The 20566-nt window shown below is 59.7% G+C and carries 17 protein-coding genes and 1 pseudogene; 7 read left to right on the forward strand and 11 right to left on the reverse strand.

Annotated features, from left to right (window positions below; genetic code table 11):
* Positions 1 to 268 precede the first annotated feature (268 nt).
* A complete protein-coding gene (gene glyA / locus AO277_RS18155) occupies positions 269 to 1522 on the forward strand; it encodes a serine hydroxymethyltransferase (protein ID WP_044318484.1) in 1254 nt (417 codons plus the stop codon).
* Positions 1523 to 1627: 105 nt separating this feature from the next.
* Here the strand turns inward: glyA and yjiA are convergent, their stop codons facing one another.
* The 3 genes from yjiA to AO277_RS18170 all read right to left on the reverse strand — a co-directional run bounded on the left by yjiA (position 1628) and on the right by AO277_RS18170 (position 5001).
* Positions 1628 to 2605 (reverse strand): GTPase, encoded by a 978-nt coding sequence (gene yjiA, locus AO277_RS18160; protein WP_044318483.1) that lies wholly within the window; start codon positions 2603 to 2605, stop codon positions 1628 to 1630.
* A 95-nt stretch (positions 2606 to 2700) separates the two neighbouring features.
* Positions 2701 to 2898, reverse strand: a complete 198-nt coding sequence (locus tag AO277_RS18165; RefSeq protein WP_002555232.1) for a YbdD/YjiX family protein — start codon at positions 2896 to 2898, stop codon at positions 2701 to 2703.
* A gap of 27 nt (positions 2899 to 2925) precedes the next feature.
* Positions 2926 to 5001, reverse strand: a complete 2076-nt coding sequence (locus AO277_RS18170; protein ID WP_002555233.1) for a carbon starvation CstA family protein — start codon at positions 4999 to 5001, stop codon at positions 2926 to 2928.
* A gap of 285 nt (positions 5002 to 5286) precedes the next feature.
* On the opposite strand from AO277_RS18170, the gene AO277_RS18175 reads away from it, so the two are divergent.
* Positions 5287 to 5661: a PilZ domain-containing protein gene (locus AO277_RS18175; RefSeq protein ID WP_044318482.1), complete on the forward strand. Its 375-nt coding sequence runs from the start codon at positions 5287 to 5289 to the stop codon at positions 5659 to 5661.
* 14 nt (positions 5662 to 5675) lie between these two features.
* On the opposite strand, the gene radA is transcribed toward AO277_RS18175, so the two are convergent.
* Positions 5676 to 7043, reverse strand: coding sequence for a DNA repair protein RadA (gene radA / locus AO277_RS18180; protein ID WP_044318481.1), 1368 nt, complete (start codon positions 7041 to 7043; stop codon positions 5676 to 5678).
* 194 nt (positions 7044 to 7237) lie between these two features.
* Here radA and mscL point away from each other — a divergent pair, with 194 nt between their 5' ends.
* Complete coding sequence (gene mscL / locus AO277_RS18185) at positions 7238 to 7684, forward strand: large-conductance mechanosensitive channel protein MscL (RefSeq protein WP_002555236.1); 447 nt, start codon at positions 7238 to 7240, stop codon at positions 7682 to 7684.
* Between the two features lie 529 nt (positions 7685 to 8213).
* Here mscL and AO277_RS18195 read toward each other — a convergent pair.
* Positions 8214 to 8990: a ferredoxin--NADP reductase gene (locus tag AO277_RS18195; RefSeq protein ID WP_004655524.1), complete on the reverse strand. Its 777-nt coding sequence runs from the start codon at positions 8988 to 8990 to the stop codon at positions 8214 to 8216.
* A 336-nt stretch (positions 8991 to 9326) separates the two neighbouring features.
* On the opposite strand from AO277_RS18195, the gene AO277_RS18200 reads away from it, so the two are divergent.
* Both AO277_RS18200 and AO277_RS18205 read left to right on the forward strand, forming a co-directional pair.
* Entirely contained in the window at positions 9327 to 9560 is a 234-nt protein-coding gene (locus AO277_RS18200; RefSeq protein ID WP_080899224.1) for a helix-turn-helix domain-containing protein, read from the forward strand.
* Between the two features lie 130 nt (positions 9561 to 9690).
* Positions 9691 to 10815 (forward strand): methyltransferase, encoded by a 1125-nt coding sequence (locus AO277_RS18205; protein WP_044318480.1) that lies wholly within the window; start codon positions 9691 to 9693, stop codon positions 10813 to 10815.
* A gap of 86 nt (positions 10816 to 10901) precedes the next feature.
* Here AO277_RS18205 and AO277_RS18210 read toward each other — a convergent pair whose 3' ends face one another.
* The 6 genes and pseudogenes from AO277_RS18210 to AO277_RS18235 all read right to left on the reverse strand — a co-directional run bounded on the left by AO277_RS18210 (position 10902) and on the right by AO277_RS18235 (position 17661).
* The gene (locus tag AO277_RS18210; protein ID WP_002555239.1) at positions 10902 to 11069 is read right to left on the reverse strand and encodes a DUF2474 domain-containing protein; all 168 of its coding nucleotides are present in this window, start codon (positions 11067 to 11069) and stop codon (positions 10902 to 10904) included.
* Positions 11070 to 11090: 21 nt separating this feature from the next.
* On the reverse strand, positions 11091 to 12098 hold the full coding sequence (gene cydB, locus AO277_RS18215) for a cytochrome d ubiquinol oxidase subunit II (protein WP_044318479.1): 1008 nt from the start codon (positions 12096 to 12098) through the stop codon (positions 11091 to 11093).
* A 3-nt stretch (positions 12099 to 12101) separates the two neighbouring features.
* Positions 12102 to 13541, reverse strand: coding sequence for a cytochrome ubiquinol oxidase subunit I (locus AO277_RS18220; RefSeq protein ID WP_004655531.1), 1440 nt, complete (start codon positions 13539 to 13541; stop codon positions 12102 to 12104).
* Between the two features lie 406 nt (positions 13542 to 13947).
* Positions 13948 to 16148: pseudogene (locus AO277_RS18225) on the reverse strand (xanthine dehydrogenase family protein molybdopterin-binding subunit).
* Positions 16145 to 17134, reverse strand: a complete 990-nt coding sequence (locus AO277_RS18230; RefSeq protein ID WP_044318478.1) for an FAD binding domain-containing protein — start codon at positions 17132 to 17134, stop codon at positions 16145 to 16147. Before AO277_RS18230 ends, AO277_RS18225 begins: the two are co-directional and overlap by 4 nt.
* Positions 17131 to 17661, reverse strand: coding sequence for a (2Fe-2S)-binding protein (locus AO277_RS18235; protein WP_005733657.1), 531 nt, complete (start codon positions 17659 to 17661; stop codon positions 17131 to 17133). Before AO277_RS18235 ends, AO277_RS18230 begins: the two co-directional genes overlap by 4 nt.
* Before the next feature lie 264 nt (positions 17662 to 17925).
* Between AO277_RS18235 and AO277_RS18240 the strand changes: the two genes are divergently transcribed.
* Positions 17926 to 19221 carry an NCS2 family permease gene (locus AO277_RS18240; RefSeq protein WP_044318477.1) on the forward strand — a complete coding sequence of 432 codons (1296 nt, stop codon included), beginning with the start codon at positions 17926 to 17928 and terminating at the stop codon, positions 19219 to 19221.
* Entirely contained in the window at positions 19218 to 20303 is a 1086-nt protein-coding gene (gene trmA / locus AO277_RS18245) for a tRNA (uridine(54)-C5)-methyltransferase TrmA (protein ID WP_044318476.1), read from the forward strand. The genes AO277_RS18240 and trmA overlap by 4 nt, the downstream gene beginning before the upstream one ends.
* Positions 20304 to 20566 lie beyond the last annotated feature (263 nt).

Raw genomic sequence — 20566 nt, forward strand, 5'->3', positions numbered from 1 at the left:
AGTTGAAGGGAAATAGATGCGTGATCGCTGAAAATTCGAGTGGATGTGCCCGGTTCACGCCGCCGATGACTAAATCGATCTCGACCCTCTCATGTGGGCGAGCACCCCACAGAACGAGCCTTGCGCCTGCGGCATGTCCATGATTTCAGGCCTTGTCGAAACCCGCGTGAACGGCGTCACTGGTCAAGATGACTGCCTTTCATATGCCAGATAAAACCCGATGGGGTAGAATACCCGCCTTTTCCGCCATGCCCCCTTGAGGACTGCCATGTTCAGCCGTGATTTGACTATCGCCAAGTACGACGCCGATCTGTTTGCCGCCATGGAGCAAGAAGCTCTGCGTCAGGAAGAACACATCGAGCTGATTGCCTCGGAAAACTACACCAGTCCGGCCGTCATGGAAGCTCAGGGCTCGGCCCTGACCAACAAGTACGCCGAAGGCTATCCAGGCAAGCGCTACTACGGTGGTTGCGAGTACGTCGACGTTATCGAACAACTGGCCATCGACCGCGCCAAGGAGCTGTTCGGCGCTGATTACGCCAACGTCCAGCCACATGCGGGTTCGCAAGCCAACTCGGCGGTCTACCTGGCCCTGCTGCAAGGCGGCGACACCATTCTGGGCATGAGCCTGGCTCACGGTGGTCACCTGACCCACGGCGCCAGTGTTTCGTCCTCGGGCAAGCTGTACAACGCCGTTCAGTACGGTATCAATGCCAACGGCATGATCGACTACGACGAAGTCGAGCGACTGGCTGTCGAGCACAAGCCAAAAATGATCGTCGCCGGTTTCTCTGCCTACTCGCAGATCCTCGACTTCCCGCGCTTCCGTGCAATCGCTGACAAGGTCGGTGCCTACCTGTTCGTCGACATGGCTCACGTAGCCGGTCTGGTCGCCGCAGGCGTCTACCCGAACCCGGTGCCATTCGCTGACGTCGTGACCACCACCACGCACAAGACCCTGCGCGGTCCACGTGGCGGCCTGATCCTGGCGCGCGCCAACGCCGAAATCGAGAAGAAGCTGAACTCCGCGGTATTCCCTGGCTCCCAAGGCGGTCCGCTGGAGCACGTCATCGCAGCCAAGGCCGTGTGCTTCAAGGAAGCGCTGCAGCCTGAGTTCAAGACCTACCAGCAGCAAGTGGTCAAGAACGCGAAGGCGATGGCCGGTGTGTTCATCGAGCGCGGCTTCGACGTGGTTTCCGGTGGTACTGAAAACCACCTGTTCCTGCTGTCGCTGATCAAGCAGGACATCTCCGGTAAAGACGCCGACGCCGCCCTGGGTCGCGCCTTCATCACCGTCAACAAGAACTCCGTACCGAACGACCCACGCTCCCCGTTCGTCACCTCCGGCCTGCGCTTCGGCACCCCGGCAGTGACCACTCGCGGCTTCAAGGAAGCTGAGTGCAAGGAACTCGCGGGCTGGATCTGCGACATCCTGGCTGACCTGAACAACGAAGCCGTGATCGAAGCCGTTCGCGAGAAGGTCAAGGCCATCTGCGCGAAGCTGCCAGTTTACGGCGCTTGATAAGCCTCGTTTAAACGCAGTACCAAAAGCCCCGGTTCGTGAGAGCCGGGGCTTTTTGTTGGGCGGATCGCTGTATGGGCAGGAGCTCAGCCGCTGCCCGACCTCTCAGCCGCATACCTTCTCGAACCCCGCCCGAATCTTCTCCTCCGGCAATTCATCGGCAATAAACACAATCACACTCTCACGCTGCTCGCCTTCGGCCCACTCGGTATCCCAGTCGAAGCCATACAGTTTAAGCACCCCTTGAAACACCATCTTGCGCGGTTCGTCTTCGATGTTGAGCACGCCCTTGTAGCGCAGCAGTTGCTTGCCGTGGTCCTCCAGCAGTTCGTTCATGAACTCGCTGAGGCGGTCCAGGTTCAGCGGTTTTTCGCTGCGCAGGACGAGGCTGGTGATGCGGTCGCCTGAATTGCCGACAGTGGCCAGTGGGCGCAGGATCATACCGCCGCCGAGGTCGGCGTTGAGGTTGAAGCCGCGCACATCGAGCAGTTCGGCAAGGTCGATGTTGCCATGTTCGACGATGCGGATCGGGGCGCGGCGGTTGATGCGGGTCAGCCGTGCGCTGAGGGCATCGAAGGTTGCGTCGTCGACCAGATCGCGCTTGCTCACCAGCAATCGGTCGGCAAAGCCGATTTGCGCCTGGGCGATGGTTTGCGCCAGGTGGGTATCGGCGTGTGCAGCATCGACCAGGGTGATGATGCCATCGAGGATATAGCGCTCGCGCAGCTCTTCATCGATGAAGAAGGTCTGCGCGACGGGTGCAGGGTCGGCCAGGCCGGTGCATTCGATCACCAGTCGGTCGAAAGCGATTTCGCCACTGTCCAGGCGCCCCAGCAACAGGTAGAGCGCCTTGGTCAGGTCGGTGTGGATGGTGCAGCACACGCAGCCATTGGACAGGGTCATGATCTGTACGGGATCAGTGCCGAGCAACTGGCTGTCGATACCTGCATCGCTGAATTCGTTTTCAATCACGGCGATTTTCAGGCCGTGCTCGGCCTTGAGCAGGTGGCGCAGCAAAGTGGTTTTGCCTGCCCCCAGAAAACCGGTCAGCACGGTCACGGGGATGGGTTGCAACTCAGTCATAAGGCTCCTGGCGTGATGCATTCAGCTGAAATGAAAACGCGCCACAGGTGATGGCCTGCGGCGCGTCGGATCAAACAATAACGCAGTTCAGAGGATCAGCAGCACTTCGGACCGCCCTTGCCGCCGTAACGTGCCTCTTGCCGCTCCCGGAAGAACTGCTCGTAGGTCATCATCGGCTTGTCCGGGTGGGTGTTCTGCATGTGCTCTACGTACGTGTCGTAGTCAGGCATGCCCACCATCAGACGCGCGGCCTGACCGAGGTATTTCCCGAGGCGACTCAGGTCATTGAACATGGGCAAATCCTCTGTGGGTAACCATCATCACACCTGCGACGCTGGCGGCATGGCCTGGTAAGGAGCTTCCTTGTCGGTACGCGCCTTGGTGGTCCACGCCGCACGGCCTACTTTAAGGGCGTAGAACAGAATGCTGAACACCACGAACAGGAACAGCACGGTCAGCCCGGCATTGGTGTAAGCGTTGAAGATCACATGCTGCATCTGGTCCATGGTCTTGGCCGGGGCCAGGATCTGGCCGGCATCCGCCGCCGCGCTGTATTTCTTGGCCAGGGCCAGAAAGCCCACCGCAGGATTGGCGTCGAACAGCTTGATCAGACCAGCCGTCACGGTGCAGATCAGCAGCCAGGTGGCAGGCAGCATGGTCACCCACACATAGCGCTGACGCTTCATCTTGATCAGCACGACGCTGGCCAGCATCAGGGCAATACCGGCGAGCATCTGGTTGGAGATGCCGAACAGCGGCCACAGGGTATTGATGCCGCCCAGCGGGTCGATTACGCCTTGGTACAGAAGATAGCCCCACAGCGCCACGCAACCACCGGTGCCGATGGCGTTGGCCGTCCACGACTCGGTGCGTTTCAAAGCCGGAACGAAACTGCCCAGCAGATCCTGCAGCATGAAGCGTCCGGCTCGTGTACCGGCGTCGACTGCGGTCAGAATGAACAGCGCCTCGAACAGAATCGCGAAGTGGTACCAGAACGCCATGGTGTTTTCACCCGGCAGCACCTGATGGAGGATCTGCGCGATACCAACCGCCAGCGTCGGCGCACCACCGGCACGCGCCAGCACAGTGTTTTCACCGATGTCTTTCGCAACAGCAGTCAATTGCTCCGGCGTGATGGCAAAGCCCCAGCTGGAGACAGTCTGCGCGACAGTCACCACGTCACTGCCAACCACCGCAGCCGGGCTGTTCATGGCGAAGTACACGCCTGGCTCGATCACCGAGGCGGCAACCATTGCCATGATGGCCACGAACGACTCCATCAGCATGCCGCCGTAACCGATGTAACGAGCGTTCTTTTCGTTATCCAGCAGCTTGGGCGTAGTGCCCGAAGAGATCAGCGCGTGGAAACCCGATACCGCACCGCAAGCGATAGTGATGAACAGGAACGGGAACAGTGCGCCCTTCCAGACCGGGCCTGTGCCGTTGGTGAACTGGGTCAGGGCCGGCATTTTCAGCTCGGGAGCCAGAATCAGGATGCCGATTGCCAGTGCCAGAATGGTGCCGATTTTCAGGAAGGTCGACAGGTAGTCACGTGGCGCAAGCAGCAGCCAGACCGGCAGCATTGCTGCTACAAAACCATAGCCCACCAACATCCAGGTGATCTGCACGCCGGTGAAGGTGAACATCGGCCCCCAGGTCGGATCGGCCGCTACCATGCCGCCGACCCAGATCGAACCGAGTAGCAGAATGACACCGATAATGGAGATTTCACCGATACGACCCGGGCGGATGTAGCGCATATAGATGCCCATGAACATCGCGATCGGGATCGTCGCCATGACCGTGAACATGCCCCACGGGCTCTCGGCCAAGGCCTTGACCACGATCAGCGCCAGCACCGCCAGGATGATGATCATGATCAGGAAACAGCCGAACAGGGCGATGGTGCCGGGAATACGGCCCATTTCCTCGCGAACCATGTCGCCCAGCGAGCGACCGTTACGGCGCGTGGAGAGGAACAGGATCATGAAATCCTGTACCGCACCGGCCAGCACCACACCGGCGATCAGCCAGAGCGTACCGGGCAGATAACCCATTTGCGCGGCCAGTACCGGGCCGACCAGCGGGCCTGCACCGGCGATGGCAGCAAAGTGATGACCGAAAAGGATGTGTTTGTTGGTCGGCACGTAGTCCAGACCATCGTTGTTGACCACCGCCGGTGTCGCGCGCAGCGGATCGAGCTGCATGACATGGGTGGCAATGAACAGACTGTAGTAACGATAGGCAACCAGATAGATAGCCACCGCAGCGACCACTATCCACAAAGCGTTGATCGCTTCTCCGCGACGCAAGGCCACGACCCCAAGGGCACATGCCCCGACAATTGCAACGATGAGCCAGGGAACATGGCGCATCAGACTATTATTATTTTTCATTTTTTTATTCCAGCAGAGTTGACTAGAAGGCAAGCAGTCCGAGTTTAGCGCCGGATCAGCGAAAGACCACCCCCAACCATGGTCTAGAGCGAAATTTGATCAATTGCGGCAGATACCCGGCATAGAGGGCTGGAATGGCCTCGACAGATGGTTGCCGGATCACAAAACAGTGATGCGGAACTGTTCTGTAATGGCTTTCAGGTCTATCTTGCAGGAACAACAGAATTGATCAGATAACGACCTGCCCGCTGACCTCCGGTGGCGGTCAACAAGAGAGTTCATTCGATGACCGACTCACCTGCAGATCGCCGTCGTTTCAAGCGCATTGCCTTCGACGCCAAAACCGATTTGAAGCAAGGCGATCAGACCTGGAAGGTTCAACTGGTCGATCTTTCCCTGAAAGGGTTGCTCATCGAGCGGCCTGATCCGTGGAACGGTGATCAGACGCAGCCCTTTGAAGTCGACATCATTCTAAGCAACGACGCCCACGTAAAAATGGATGTCAAAATCACCCATGACAACAGCCGCCAATTGGGATTCGTTTGCCGGCACATAGGGCTGGAGTCAATCAGCCACCTGAAGCGGCTGGTCGAATTGAACCTCGCAGACCCCGAGGAACTGGATCGGGAACTGGCAGCCTTGATCGAACTGCAGGGATAATCCTCGGGGCGAGGTTATTCGAACAACGCATCCAGTGCCTGCTCCAGACGCGTGACGGCAATGATCTGCAAACCGGGTGGCGCTTCCTTCGGCGCATTACCTTTAGGTACGATGGCCCGCTTGAAGCCATGCTTGGCGGCTTCCTTGAGGCGCTCCTGGCCGCTGGGCACCGGCCTGACCTCACCCGACAGCCCCACTTCGCCAAACACCAGCAAGTCATGCGGCAGCGGACGATTGCGCAGGCTGGACATCACCGCAGCCATCAAGGCCAGGTCGGATGCGGTTTCCAGCACTTTCACACCGCCCACTACGTTGAGAAACACGTCCTGATCGTGAGTCGGAATACCGCCATGTCGATGCAGGACCGCCAGGAGCATGGCCAGACGGTTCTGGTCCAGACCCAGCGTTACACGACGCGGGTTGGACATGTGGCTGTCGTCCACCAGCGCCTGAACCTCCACCAGCATCGGCCGCGTGCCTTCCCAGGTGGCCATGACCACACTGCCCGGCACTTCTTCCTGAGCACGGGTGAGAAAAATCGCCGACGGGTTGGAGACTTCTTTCAGGCCCTTGTCGGTCATGCCGAACACGCCCAGTTCGTTCACCGCGCCGAAGCGATTCTTCACCGCCCGCAGCAGAAGCAGACGGCCATCCGACTCGCCCTCGAAATACAATACGGTGTCGACCATGTGCTCAAGCACACGCGGGCCGGCAAGCGCGCCCTCTTTAGTGACGTGACCAACCAGAAAGATCGCCGTGCCGCTCTGTTTGGCGTAGCGCACCAGCAAGGCCGCGCTTTCGCGAACCTGCGACACGCCGCCCGGTGCTGACTGCAACTGTTCGGTGAAAATCGTCTGGATCGAATCGATCACCATGACCTTGGGCTTCTCGACCTTGGCAGTGGCAATGATGGTTTCGATACAGGTTTCAGTCATGACGCGCAGCTTGTCCTGCGGCAGCCCCAGGCGTCGGGCACGCATGGCCACCTGCTGCTGGGATTCCTCGCCGGTGACATACAGCGCGGGCATGCGCTGGGCGATATTGCACAGTGTCTGCAACAGAATTGTCGACTTGCCGATGCCGGGGTCGCCGCCAATCAGCACCACCGAGCCGTCAACCAGCCCGCCGCCCAGCACTCGGTCGAGCTCGGTGGAGTTGGTGGAGAAGCGCGGAATCTCTTCGACACTGACTTCTGCCAGGGTTCTGATTTGCGCCTGTGAACCGGTCCAGCCGGTACGCCCGGTGGGCGGCGCAGCAGCGCCACTCTCAATCATCGTTTCGACCAGTGTGTTCCAGGCACCGCATTCGCTGCACTGGCCCGCCCACTTGGGAAATGTCGCGCCGCACTCGGTGCAGCCGTACAAGCGTTTGGCCTTGGCCATGACAACCCCAGTCGTAAAAAACGCCCATGATAACGCAGGTTGCGCCAGCAGTTACCTGCGCAGCGAACCATGACTTTCAAAACCGGATAAAACTTACACAAGCCGCTGCGGTCGATTGAACGTAGAACGGACGACAACTGTAAGGCTGGACTTCACTCTCCCGGATCACTTTTATCTGTAACAAGGAATTACCCATGAGCGTACTTAGCGAGTTCAAGGCCTTCGCGGTCAAAGGTAACGTGGTCGATATGGCCGTCGGTATCATCATTGGCGCGGCATTCGGCAAGATCGTTTCGTCGTTCGTCGGCGATGTGATCATGCCACCGTTAGGCTTGCTGATCGGCGGCGTGGACTTCAGTGACCTGGCCATCACCCTGCGCCCTGCGCAAGGTACGGCACCGGCAGTGCTGCTGGCTTATGGCAAGTTCATCCAGACGGTTATCGACTTTATTATCGTCGCGTTCGCGATCTTCATGGGCGTCAAGGCCATCAACCGCCTCAAGCGCGAAGAAGCCAAGGCACCGACCCTGCCACCAACGCCTTCCAAGCAGGAAGTGCTGCTGAGCGAGATTCGTGACCTGCTCAAGGAACAGAACAAACCGGCCGCGCCAGTCACTGTAGACCCTACGCGTCCGCTTTGATCGAATAAGGCCTGGACCTGCTGACTATCGTCCCCACGCTCCGCGTGGGGATGCATTTCCAGACGCTCTGCGTCCAGCCTTTAGCGCGCGGAGAGTCATTACTTGATTCTCGTTCCCACGCTCCGCGTGGTAATGCATTTCGTGACGCTCCGCGTCACACAGTTCTGCGATTCAGTGAGATTCAGGCTCGACTCGAGTCACCTTTTCGCCCCTCGGCGAGTTACTTTGATGGGGCCAAAGTAACCAAAGCCCCTCGCTCCTGTTTCCGGCCCGACTTCGTCGGGTTCCTTCGCCCTGTCACTGATCCGGGGGTCGCCGCAACGGGCCATCCATGGCCCGGTGCGGCTAGCCTGGCGTCCTGCCAGGCTACCCCCGGATCAGCGCCAGGACTCAGCCGTCACTAACGTCGCACTCTGCGTCGTCAGTGCCATCGTGATAAAAAAGCGCGTCTATAAGCACTGAATACGTGCAAGACATAACATCGTGCCGCATCAATGAGGTATGACGCAGAGCGTTCTGCCTTCCCCACTTACCAATACGTCTCCACCGCAACCTGCCCCGGCTTGCGTGACAGGCTCAGGCGCATGTCACGCTGTTTGAGCAGTGCACGTGTGTCGTCGATCATCTGCGGGTTGCCGCACAGCATTACCCGGGAATGCTCAGGTGTCAGTGCGATGCCTGCCGCGCGCTCAAGCTCGCCGTTTTCAATCAACTGCGTAATGCGGCCACTTAGTGCGCCCGGATGCTGTTCGCGGGTCACAGTCGGTAGAAACAGGAACTTGTCTGCGTATTCAGCCAGATATTCACGCTGCATCAGTTCGCCAATCAACTGCTGATAGGCCAGTTCGCGGGACTCACGAACGCTGTACACCAGAATCACCCGCTCGAACTTCTCCCAGACCTCGAAGTCCTGAAGGATCGACAGAAACGGCGCGACACCTGTACCTGTGGATAACAGCCAGAGGTCGCGGCCATCGACAAAACGGTCCAGGGTCAAATAACCAAACGCCAGTTTTTCCACCATCAATTCGTCGCCTTCGCGCAGACGACTCAGTTCGCTGGTGAATTCGCCATCCGGCACCACGATGGAAAAAAACTCCAGAAACTCGTCGTGCGGTGAAGACACCATCGAGTAGGCCCGCCATACGGTGGTGCCGTCGGCCTTGGTCACACCGAGGCGCGCAAACTGTCCTGCCCGAAAGCGAAAACCAGGGTCGCGCGTGGTGCGCAGGGTGAACAGGTTGGTGGTCAGCGGCGTGACACGCTGCAGTGTCTGTCGGGTGAATTTGTCGTCACTGACGGTCATGGTGTGCTTTGAACTCCTGAATATGAAAAGCAGAACCCAGTGTCCCGCAAAGCGGGTCCGATAAACACCGGCTGTTTGTGGTGAATTACCCGGTCAGCAGCGCTGCGGCTTAGAGTATTTGGTTCTTGAGTCCGCAAATACCTGACCGAACCTCTACAGGGCAAATTGCCGCGACCTCTCTTGCACAGGGGTTCCAGCCAAAAGGCCGATAACACGCTGCCAAGTGCCATCAGCCCATCCGTCCGGGTAATGCGCGCAGGCGCAGTTTGCGGTGTTTTTGTTCCTAGACTGGATAAACGAACAGCAAGGTCTGGACACGTACTGCAAGGAGGCTACATGAACACAATGGAAATAAAATTTTCACAGCTCTCGCCAGCAAAAAACCTGACTCAGAGAGAAATTGAAGTCCTCAAGTGGTCCGCCGAAGGCAAGACAGCTGGCGATATCGCAATGATTCTCTGCCTGAAGGAGCGCACCATCCACTTTCACATTGCCAGCGCCATTCAGAAAATGGGCGTTTGCAACAAGACGGCTGCTGCCGTACAGGCCGCACTGAGCGGGATGTTCTGATAAAGCACGCAGCCGAACCGCAATCAAACAGGTATGAAAACGAAAAAATACGTAAAATCGTCTGCCTCGGCGAGCCCACCTGTCTTCGGGCTCACTGACATACTTTCGATTGCACAGAGTTCTCCCGCCAATGCCCCTGCTCATCAGTCCTTTCGCTGAACTTGATCTCATTCGCCAACCCGAGCAACAGGATGAGCCGTTGCAGGCATTCGATGCTGCTGACGAGTACCTGCTCAATCATGTTGCAGAAACCGGACTGAGCCTGCAAAGCCGGGTGCTGGTGCTCAATGACAGTTTCGGCGCACTGGCGGCGAGTCTGGCGTCTCATGCCACGGTGGTCAGCAGCACCGACTCTTTCCTGGCTGCACAAGGTCTGGAAAAGAACCTGGCACGCAATGGCATGAGCTATGACGCGGTACCACACATCCCGGCCAGCGAGCCCTTGAACGGGCCATTCGACTGGGTGCTGATCCGGGTGCCGAAGACCCTGGCGCTGCTGGAAGAACAACTGATACGCCTGCAGGGTCAACTGGCACCGGGGGCTCGCGTGGTCGCGGCAGCCATGGTCAAGCATTTGCCACGTTCGGCTGGCGACCTGCTGGAGGAATACGTAGGGCCGGTGCAGGCCTCACTGGCGGTGAAAAAAGCCCGGCTGCTGTTCGCCACGCCGCAGCCCATGGAAGTGCGGACTTCGCCCTACCCGACCCGTTACCGTCTGGACGAGCCGGCCATCGAACTGCTCAACCACGCCAATGTATTTTGCCGCGACGGGCTGGACATCGGTACCCGGGCATTCCTGCCTTATCTGCCGAAAAACCTCGGCACCGCAAGGGTCGCCGACCTGGGATGCGGCAACGGCGTGCTGGCTATTGCCAGCGCGCTGGACAACCCGCAGGCGCACTACACGCTGGTCGACGAGTCGTTCATGGCCGTGCAATCGGCCACCGAGAACTGGCGCGCAACGCTGGGCGAACGTGCGGTGGCAGTTCGGGCAGCCGACGGGCTGGACACTCAGGAGCCCGACTCGCTGGATGTGGTGCTGTGCAACCCGCCCTTCCATCAGCAACAGGTGGTGGGAGATTTTCTTGCCTGGCGCATGTTCCTCCAGGCGCGTGCCGCACTGGTTAACGGCGGCGCGCTGTATATCGTCGGCAACCGTCACCTGGGTTATCACACCAAGCTGTCGCGCCTGTTCCGCGGTGTCGAGCAAGTGGCGGCCACGCCGAAATTCGTGATCCTGAAAGCACGCAAGTAATCCACGGCGCAAAAAAAGACCCTCTTGCCAGCGGGTGGCAAGAGGGTCGCAAAACGTGTCCGGAGGACACGAACGGGAATTCAGTATCAGTGTGTCGTCAGGCCCGCTGCGCTCATGAACATGCGCATCAGGCTGGCTACGATAAACAGCGCAAATACGCTGCCCGCCCAGATCCCGACCAGCCAGGCCAGGCGTTGCCAGAGCGGTTTGCTCAGTGCCGGATCAGGATCGTGCATGGAATTTTTACCAGACATCGTCAATCTCCTCGGTTCGAACTAGTGATAACCGTCTGCAGCCGTCACCTTGCCGCGGAATACGTAGTAGCTCCAGAAGGTGTAGCCCAGGATGAACGGAATGATGAACAGCGTGCCGACCAGCATGAAGCCCTGGCTCTGCGGCGGCGCGGCGGCTGCCCAGATCGATACCGAAGGCGGAATGATGTTTGGCCACAGGCTGATGCCCAGCCCGCTGTAACCCAGAAATATCAGCAACAGGGTCAGCAGGAACGGCGTGTAGTGGGCATTGCGGGCGACAGCCTTGAACAAACCGTACATGGTCACCAGCACCAGAACCGGCACGGGCATGAACCACAGTAGATTGGGCATGCTGAACCAGCGATGGGCAATGTCCGCGTGAGCCAGCGGCGTCCACAGGCTGACCACCGCCATGACCGCCAGCACAGCCAGTGCCAGAGGGCGGGCCAGATCATGCATCGCCTTCTGCAGCGAACCTTCGGTTTTCATGATCAGCCAGGTACAGCCCAGCAGCGCATAGGCGACAATCAGGGCCAGGCCGCAGAACATCGGAAACGGCGCGAGCCAGTCCAGTGAACCGCCAGCGAACTGACGATTTACCACCGGAACTCCTTCGATGTAGGCGCCCAGCGCCACGCCCTGAAAGAAGGTTGCAGCCAGCGAACCGCCAATGAACGCCTTGTCCCAGAGGTGGCGTTTCTGTTCGGTCGCCTTGAAGCGAAACTCGAACGCCACGCCGCGAAAGATCAGGCCCATGAGCATGAACATCAGCGGCAGGTACAGCGCAGACAAGACCACCGAGTAGGCCAGCGGGAATGCACCGAACAGTGCCGCACCGCCCAGCACCAGCCAGGTCTCGTTGCCGTCCCAGACCGGCGCGACGGTATTCATCATCACGTCACGGTCGGAACTGTCTTTCATGAACGGGAAGAGAATCCCGATGCCCAGATCGAAGCCGTCCATCACCACGTACATCATGATGCCGAAGACGATGATGATGGCCCAGATCAGCGGAAGATCGATACCCATGGCTTAAATCCCCTTGCCGAGACGGTCAGGATGGTCGCCATCTTCTTCGCCTTCAACAGCAGCGGAGAGCGGACGGGCCGGAGTGCGTTGTTGGCCGGGACCACCGTGAGGCACATGTTCGACATAGGCTTTTGGCCCCTTGCGAACCAGGCGCATCATGTAGCCAAGACCTGCACCGAACAGCACGAAATACACGACCACGAACAGCACCAGAGTGATGCTCATCTGCGCCACGCTGTGGCCGGACGATGCATCGGCGGTGCGCATCAGGCCATACACGACCCACGGCTGACGACCGATTTCGGTAGTAAACCAGCCGGCGAGAATCGCGATAAGGCCAGACGGCCCCATCCACAGCGCCAGGTACAGGAACGGACGCGAGTTATACAGCGTGCCGCGCTTGCGCAGCCACAGGCTCCACAGGCCGGTGAAGATCATCAGCATGCCGAGGGCGACCATGACCCGGAACGACCAGAATACGATTGTCGAATTAGGGCGATCCTCAGGCTTGAACTCCTTGAGCGCCGGCACCTGCTTGTCGAGGCTGTGGGTCAGGATCAGGCTGCCCAGGTACGGAATTTCCACCGCGTACTTGGTACGCTCTTCCTTCATGTCGGGAATGCCGAACAGGATCAGCGGGGTCGGTTCGTCACCGACGTTTTCCCAGTGGCCTTCAATGGCGGCGATCTTCGCCGGCTGATGCTTGAGCGTATTCAGACCGTGGAAGTCACCGACCACTGCCTGAATAGGTGCAACCAGCAAGGCCATCCACATGGCCATCGAAAGCATTTTGCGTACGGCGGGTGTATCGCGACCGCGCAACAGGTGCCAGGCAGCCGAGGAGCCGACGAAGAACGCAGTTGCGACGAATGCGGCAATCGCCATGTGCGTCAGGCGGTACGGGAACGAGGGGTTGAACACCACTGCGAACCAGTCGGTCGGAATGACACGGCCGTCGATGATCTCGAAACCTTGCGGCGTCTGCATCCAGCTGTTGGACGACAGAATCCAGAACGTGGAGATCAGCGTGCCGATGGCAACCATCACCGTGGAAAAGAAGTGGAGCTTACGGCCGACGCGGTTCCAGCCGAACAGCATGACGCCGAGGAAACCCGCTTCAAGGAAGAAGGCGGTCAGTACCTCGTAGGTCAGCAGCGGGCCGGTAACGGCACCTGCGAAATCGGAGAAGCGGCTCCAGTTGGTGCCGAATTGATAGGCCATGACCAGCCCGGAGACCACGCCCATGCCGAAGTTGACGGCAAAGATCTTCGACCAGAAGTGGTACAGGTCACGGTAGACGTCATCGCGGGTCTTCAGCCACAGACCTTCGAGCACAGCGAGGTAACTTGCCAGACCAATAGTGATGGCAGGAAACAGGATGTGAAACGAAATGGTGAATGCGAACTGAATTCGGGCGAGATCTATAGCCTCTAAACCGAACATAATATGTTCCTCTCTCAGATGAAACCTGTTGCCGGCTGTGAGCCAACAACGATTGCTCCCACGGTAATGAGTGCTTATGTTTCTTTATTCTGGCGTTTCCAATGGCGAAAACGCTGGCCGAAGCACTGATCACTGCCTGAACGCAATGATGCAGATCAATCGACCATGAAAGAGTAGTCCTGTTCAGCCGCTAAAGTCGTGTGGTCTATTGTCGCGTGGCGAGTTGTCTCACCGGTAGAGCACTTGCAGACGCCCACCGTACCTCACGCTCTAGCGTGAGAATGCCGTTCGTGACGCTCCGCGTCACACATGCGCCGCCCCACCTACGCAAGAGGACGCAGAGCGTCCAGAACCGCATGCCACCGCAGGGCGTTGGCACGATAAGCAGTTGGATTTGCGCGCGCGGTTACAACAACTTGTCCAACGTGATCGGAAACTCGCGTATCCGCTTGCCGGTGGCGTGGTAGATCGCGTAGGCAATCGCTGCCGGTACGCCCACAATGCCGATCTCACCGACGCCTTTGGAACCCAGCGCGTTGACGATCTCGTCGTGTTCTTCGACAAAAAGCACGTCAATGTCGCCGATATCAGCGTTAACCGGAATATGGTACTCGGCCAGGCTGTGGTTCATCGGGCGACCCAAGGTGTGATCAAGCATCGCCTCTTCCTGAAGCCCCATGCCCATCCCCCAAACAACACCGCCCAGAATCTGGCTACGCGCCATCTTCGGGTTAACCACCCGGCCCGCTGCCACGGCACTGACCACGCGATTGACCTTGATTGTACCCAGGTCCTCGTCGACCAGCACTTCGACGAATACCGCCGAGTGCGTCGCCGCTGCGTAGGCTTCACGCTTCTTGTCCGGCTCGGCATCAACTTGCACTTCAATAGCACCACTGGCTTGAGAGGCAGCCAGCTCTACCATCGACAGCGCCTGCTCGCCCACATACAGCTTGCCCGCTTCGAAACGCACCTCATCCGGCGTGGCAGATGCGAACTGCGGATGAAGCCCTTTGGCAACTTCCAGCACCTGACGCTGCAGGGCCTGACACGCCTGCTGCACCGCTGTACCCACTGAAGACACAGTAAACGAGCCGCCCTGGAAAGGCGCGGTCGGCAACGAAGAGTCACCCAGTAGAAAGGTGACATTCTGCACATCGATGCCCGAGGCTTCAGCAGCGATCTGCGTCATCACAGTGTACGTACCCGTACCGATGTCAGTCGTGGCACTGCTGACTACTAAACTGCCATCAGCCTCAAGACGCGCCTTGGCGCTGGCTTTCATCTGCATGGCTTCCCAGACACCGCCCGCCATGCCCCAGCCGACCAGTTGGCGACCTTGACGCATGATGCGCGGCTCGGGGTTGCGACTTTCCCAACCAAAACGCTCGGCGCCCTGGCGATAGCACTCGCGCAGCTCTTTGCTGGAGTAAGGTTTGTCTTCATTACCGTTGCGTTCGGCGTAATTGGTCAGGCGCAGGCGCACAGGGTCGATGGCCAGCGCACAGGCCAGCTCGTCCATGGCGCACTCCAGACCGATCATGCCCAATGCGCGCCCGGCGCACGCATATCCAACGGCGTAAACACGTCCAGCGGCACCAGCTTGTAGGTCAGTTGCACGTTATCGCAGTGGTAGAGCATGCCGCTCCACTCAACAACATGCTCGCTGAAATCCTCGAATCGCGAAGTCTGGCCGATGGCTTCATGCCCAATGGCCAGCAGACGACCGTTGGCAGCCGCCCCCAGACGCAAGCGCTGCACGGTGCGCGGGCGATAGCCGAAGGTGAACATCTGTTGTCGGGTCAGGGTCAGGCGCACCGAGCGATTCAGATGCAACGCCGCCATCACCGCCAATGGCAGCTGATATTGCGGGCGCAGGCCTGAACCGAAGGCACCGCCGACGAAGGCTGCCAGCACGCGGATCCTGTCCTTTTCCAGACCGAAGACCTTATGCAGGTAGTCCTGACAGTTCTGCGTGCCCTGGGTCTTGTCGTGAATCTGCAGGCTGCCGTCAGCCTGATACAGGACGGTGGAAGCATGCGGTTCCATCGGGTTGTGGTATTCGCTGGGCGTGCTGTAGGTCACGTCAACGCTGAGCGCAGAACTGGCCAGCTCACCCTCGAAGTTGCCACGCGGCGGCGGCAGTTCGGCAGGCGCGTCATGGGCAGTGTCGAGCATGACCTGCAAATCGGTCTCGTGAGCCTGCTGTTCATATTCGATACGCACCAGCGAACCGGCGTGCCGTGCCAGCTCCAGCGTATCGGCAACGACCAGCGCAAGCGGCTGGCCGCTGTACATAACGTTGTCGTTGTAAAAAGGCCGACACGGCGAACCGTCGGCCGAGTCAGCGTCTTCGTAGTTTTCGTCGTAGCTGGCCACTGAAGGACGATTGGTATGGTCGATGACGGCGACGACACCCGCGACTTTCAACGCCTCGCTGGTATCGATGCTGACGACGCGACCGTTGGCGATGGTGCTGGAGACCACGCTGGCATACAGCAGCCCTTCTTCAGGGTACTCACCGGCGTAGCGCGCGCCGCCTGTCACTTTCAGTCGGCCGTCGACGCGGTCTACCGGCTTGCCCATTGGCGAAAATGGCTGGTTCATTGGGCGCTTCCTCCTGTTGCGGCATCGCTCAAGGCGCGAATGATCGCGCGGCGGGCCAGCCTGACTTTGAAACCGTTGTGCTCCAGAGGCCTGGCATCTTCAAGCATGGCGTCTGCCACAGCGGCGAAGTGCTCGCGAGTGACCGGTTTACCGATCAACAATGCCTCGACCGCTTTGTCGCGCCACGGCTTGTGCGCGACGCCACCCAGCGCCAGACGCACGTCGCGTACCACGTCACCGTCCAGATCGATGGCAGCAGCGACCGATATCAGGGCAAACGCATAGGATGCGCGATCACGAATCTTCAGATAAGCGTTGTGACTGGCAAAGCCCTGTGCAGGCAGCTCGACCGCGATGATCAACTCATCATCGGCCAATTGGTTGTCGCGTTGCGGCGCATCACCCGGCAGGCGGTGGAAATCCGCGAACTCGATGGTGCGGCGACCGGCACGTCCTTCGACATGCACCACAGCCTCCAGCGCAGCAAGGGCCACGCACATGTCGGATGGATGCGTGGCGACACATTCGTCACTGGCACCGAGGATTGCGTGAATACGGTTCAGACCTTCACGCGCCGGGCAGCCGCTGCCCGGTTCACGCTTGTTGCACGGCACACCGGTGTCATAGAAGTAATAGCAACGGGTCCGTTGCAACAGGTTGCCGCCAGTGCTGGCCATATTGCGCAACTGTGGCGATGCACCGGCCAGGACGGCTTTGCTCAGCAACGGGTACCGCGCCTCGATCAACGGGTGATACGCCAGGTCGGCATTACTCACCAGGGCGCCGATCATCAGTCCGCCAGAAGCCGTTTCGCTGACCTCCCTTAATGGCAGGCCGGTGATATCGATCAAGTGTTCAGGCGTTGCGACGTTTTCTTTCATCAGATCGAGCAGGTTGGTGCCGCCCGCAATGAAGCGCGTGGCCGGGCCGCTCAGGTTGACCGCTGCTGTGATGTCGGTCGGCTTGCTGTAGGTAAACGGATTCATGCGTTCACCTCCGGCTTCGGCGCTGCATTGTGAAACTGTGGCAAGGCCTCTTCGACCGCCGCAAGAATATTGCTGTACGCACCGCAGCGGCACAGGTTACCGCTCATCAGTTCCTGGATCTCGGCACGCGTGCTGGCGCGCCCCTCGTTGGCCAGCCCGACAGCCGAGCAGATCTGCCCGGGCGTGCAGTAGCCGCACTGGAACGCATCGTTCTTGATGAACGCCTGCTGCATTGGATGCAACTGATCGCCGTCGGCAAGACCTTCAATGGTGGTCAGTTCGGTGCCGTCGCACATGATCGCCAACGTCAGGCAGGCATTGATGCGCGTACCGTCACGCAGTACGGTACATGCACCACACTGGCCGTGGTCGCAGCCTTTCTTGGTGCCGACCAGGTCGAGCTGATCACGCAGCAGATCCAGCAGGGTGGTCCAGGGCAGCACGTCCAGCTGGCGCTGCTGCCCGTTCAGGGTAAGAGAAATCGCGTGGGTCGCGAAATCCTTCGGGTTCGGGGTCGTTGCACTCATGGAAACCTCACGGTAGGCGTTCGCTTAGCGCATTTTTATGCGTCTTAAGGGGTCGGACTTCGTGAGGTTTGCAACGTTCAGGCTTTCTTGATGAGCGCACTTGTCATCGAAAGGCCCTTATCCACAGGCAGCCATCCTGACCCGCTGCTGGTATGATGCGCGGCTTTTTCCGACCCGCAGAAATCAAACGGGCTGCCTCGCAGTCTGTGCTTTGCTGTTGGAGTCGATCATTCACGACGCGCGCCGCGTCACGGAGAGCCAGACATGCTGGAAAGGCTGTTTCAACTCAAGGCACGCAACACCAACGTGCGGACCGAGATTCTCGCGGGCGTCACGACTTTCCTGGCGATGGCCTACATCCTGTTCGTCAACCCGAGCATCCTCGGCGAAACCGGCATGGACAAGGGCGCGGTATTCGTCGCCACCTGCCTGGCAGCCGCCATCGGCTCGACGGTGATGGGGCTGATCGCCAACTACCCGATCGCCCTCGCACCGGGCATGGGCCTGAACGCCTTCTTTACCTACACCGTGGTCCTGCACATGGGTCACAGCTGGCAGGTCGCGCTGGGTGCAGTGTTCATCTCGGCGGTGATGTTCTTCATTCTGTCGATCTTTCGCATCCGTGAATGGATCATCAACAGCATCCCTCTGCCCCTGCGTTCGGCCATTGCCGCTGGTATCGGCCTGTTTCTGGCACTGATCGCCCTGCATAACGCCGGAATCGTGGTCAGCAACCCGGCCACCATCATTGGCATGGGCGACCTCAAGCAGCCTGCTCCGGTGCTGGCTACCCTGGGCTTCTTTCTGATCGTGGCGCTGGACCACCTCAAAGTGCGCGGCGCGGTGCTGATCGGCATCCTCGCGGTCACCCTGGTGTCCATCGTGCTGGGCTTCACGCCGTTTGGCGGTGTGGTGTCGATGCCGCCTTCGCTGGCACCGACCTTCATGCAGCTGGACATCATGGGCGCGCTGGACGTTGGTCTGGTGAGCATCATCTTCGCCTTCCTGTTCGTCGATATCTTCGATAACTCCGGCACCCTGATCGGCGTGGCCAAACGCGCCGGGCTGATGGGCAAGGACGGGCACATGCCGAAAATGGGCCGTGCGCTGATCGCCGACAGTACTGCCGCGATGGCCGGTTCCCTGCTGGGCACCTCGACCACCACCAGCTACATCGAGTCGGCTGCGGGCGTCAGCGCGGGTGGCCGCACCGGTCTTACTGCCGTGGTGGTCGCCGTGCTGTTCCTGCTGGCGCTGTTCTTCGCCCCGCTGGCCGGCAGCGTGCCCGCCTTCGCCACCGCACCGGCATTGCTGTTCGTCGCCGTGCTGATGGCGTCCGGCATGGCTGAAATCGACTGGGACGACATCACCGTCGCAGCGCCGGTGGTGATTACCGCTCTGGCGATGCCGTTCACCTACTCCATTGCCAACGGCATTGCCTTTGGTTTCATTTCCTGGACAGCGATCAAGCTGTTGTCAGGACGCTGGCGCGAGCTGAATTCCGCGCTGGTGATCCTGTCGATCCTGTTCGTGATCAAGCTGGGCTGGTTCAACGCATGAGTGTTCCTTTCGACCCTGCGAGCTACGACCGTCAGCTCGAAGAAAAAACCGTTCGCCTGCGCGAGTTGCTGGCGCCGTTCGATGCACCTGAGCCGCAGGTGTTTGATTCACCGCGCGAGCACTATCGGCTGCGCGCCGAATTTCGCCTGTGGCGCGAAGACCAAAAGCGTTATTACGCGATGTTCGCGCCGGGCGACAATCGAACGCCGATCCTGCTGGAAGGCCTGCCGATCGCCAGCGAGCGCATCAACGCGCTGATGCCGGTGCTGCGCGAGCGCTGGGAAGCCAGCCCGACGTTGAATCACAAGCTGTTTCAGGTGGACTTCCTGACCACGCTGGCGGGTGATGCGATGGTCACCATGTGCTATCACCGCCCGCTGGACGCTGAATGGCAAGCCGCTGCCGAGCAATTGGCGGCTGAGCTGAACGTGAGCCTGATCGGTCGTTCCAAGGGCCAGAAGCTGATCATCGGCCAGGACTACGTGACCGAGAAGCTCGACGTGGCTGGCCGCACCTTCAGCTACCGCCAACCGGAAGGCGCGTTCACCCAGCCCAACGGCACGGTGAACGGCAAAATGCTCAACTGGGCCTTTGATGCGCTGGGCGAGCGGCAAGACGACCTGCTGGAGTTGTACTGCGGCAATGGCAACTTCACCCTGCCGCTGGCCACCCGCGTGCGCAAGGTATTGGCAACCGAGATCAGCAAGACTTCGGTCAATGCCGCGCTGAGCAACCTGGGTGACAACGGCGTGGACAACGTCACGCTGGTGCGTTTGTCGGCTGAAGAGCTGACCGAAGCACTGAACGAGGTTCGCCCGTTCCGCCGTCTGCACGGTGTGGACCTGAAGAGCTACGACTTCGGCAGCGTCTTCGTCGACCCGCCACGCGCCGGCATGGACCCGGACACCTGCGAACTGACCCGCCGCTTCGAGCGCATTTTGTATATCTCCTGCAACCCGGAAACCCTGGCCGCCAACATCGCCCAGTTGCACGACACCCACCGGGTCGAGCGCTGCGCCCTGTTCGACCAGTTTCCGTACACCCACCACATGGAATCGGGTGTGCTGCTGGTTCGCCGTTGAGGCTCCCCGGACGCCACTATCGTGCGACGCGGAGCGTCACCCAAGGCATTCCCAAGCTGGAACGTGAGGAACGATTATCTGGACTATCGTGCGGCGCTCTGCGTCGCATGCCGTTCCGGACGCTCCGCGTCCTATCCTGAACAGGCGGCGCGGCGTAGATCTGTGACGCAGAGCGTCACCCACGGCATTCCCACGCTGGAGTGGTATGCCCCCCGAAGGTTGGACAATTATCCACTTACGCTGCCTTGGCGGCCTGCATCCTG

This window comes from Pseudomonas amygdali, assembly GCF_002699855.1.
Classification (GTDB): domain Bacteria; phylum Pseudomonadota; class Gammaproteobacteria; order Pseudomonadales; family Pseudomonadaceae; genus Aquipseudomonas; species Aquipseudomonas amygdali.